The organism is Treponema sp. R6D11, from assembly GCF_054786075.1.
The window spans coordinates 1-1180 of record NZ_BDHD01000393.1; the positions used below are offsets into that span (position 1 = coordinate 1).

Annotated in this window: 1 protein-coding gene and 1 pseudogene; both read left to right on the forward strand. The window is 46.9% G+C overall.

Features of this window, described 5'->3' with window-relative positions; genetic code table 11:
- Positions 1 to 62: 62 nt before the first annotated feature.
- Positions 63 to 416 (forward strand): annotated as a pseudogene (locus tag ACYVTD_RS13410) (triose-phosphate isomerase family protein); the annotation flags it as partial.
- A gap of 69 nt (positions 417 to 485) precedes the next feature.
- Positions 486 to 1040 (forward strand): hypothetical protein, encoded by a 555-nt coding sequence (locus ACYVTD_RS13415; protein ID WP_461248237.1) that lies wholly within the window; start codon positions 486 to 488, stop codon positions 1038 to 1040.
- Positions 1041 to 1180: the final 140 nt, after the last annotated feature.

Genomic DNA, 1180 nt, shown 5'->3' on the forward strand with positions numbered 1-1180 from the left:
GTAAAGGAAGGAGCGATAAGGTACTCGTGCTTGCCGTCCTTTAACGCCGTAACAAGGGACTGCGCGAGGTCGGTAAGGTTGAAGAAGTATGCGAAAGGCAGACGGTAAAGGGGCTTGAAGGAGTCAGTGCCGACGATCTTTCAAATATCGTTATCGCTTACGAACCAGTCTGGGCGATTGGCACGGGAAAAACCGCCACTCCGCAGGACGCTGAGGCCGTTCACGCCTTTGTCCGCAAGGTAATTGGGCGCCTGTACGGCGAAGACGCGGCGAAAAAAATCATTATCCAGTACGGTGGTTCCGTAAAGCCGGATAACGCCGCCCAGCTTATGGCGATGGAAAATATAGACGGCGCCCTTGTCGGCGGCGCTTCGCTTAAGACGGATACTTTCGTACCCATTGCCAAATTTTCATAATTAACAAAGGTTTACGGCAATAGGGCAGTCATGGGTATTTTTTGTTTATTGTGGGTTCCCTTTTTCTTTTTGTTCAGAAGAACGTTCACGGGCGGCGGAGGCGGCGGGGTATGGGCCCTGCTGTTAGGCAGTATTACGGCGTTACTCCAATTCTTCATGGGTTACATGATTAAACCGGGAGGTTTTGGCCTTTCGCGCTGGCTTTTTGGTTTTTTTGAGATAGTAAGTTTGCCAGTGCTTATACCGATAATTTTATACGCTTTTTTATACCTTTTCCGGGGGCTTTCCGGCTCCGCCGACTTCGCCGATTTCGCCCTTCTGTGGATGATACCCGTCGCGGCATTACGCGCGATAGGCTGGGGACCCACAAACGACGTTATTTTGCTAATATCCGTACCCCTTCTTTGGACGGCGCTTGCCGTTGGAATCCCATTTTTTATAAATTTAATCGCGAACAATTTCCGCTGGTATACGCTTATACTTTCAATTATTTGTTTGTTAATCCTGCCCCTACCCGCCGCCACTTCCTACTGGGCATTCTTCTCCCAGCAGACCGCGCTCGGTTTTTTGCTGTTTTTCGTGACGCAGATACCGCTTGGTTTGTCGTTTGTGTTTGAAAGATAGGGTAGTTGTTAATTCCCTTCGGTAACACGAATTAACAAAAAACCTGTTTATTTTTCTTATTGACAAAACAAGACAAAAATTGCTTAATTATAATAATGGTCATAAAAAACGAAAAAATATGCAAAATCTCTATATTACCC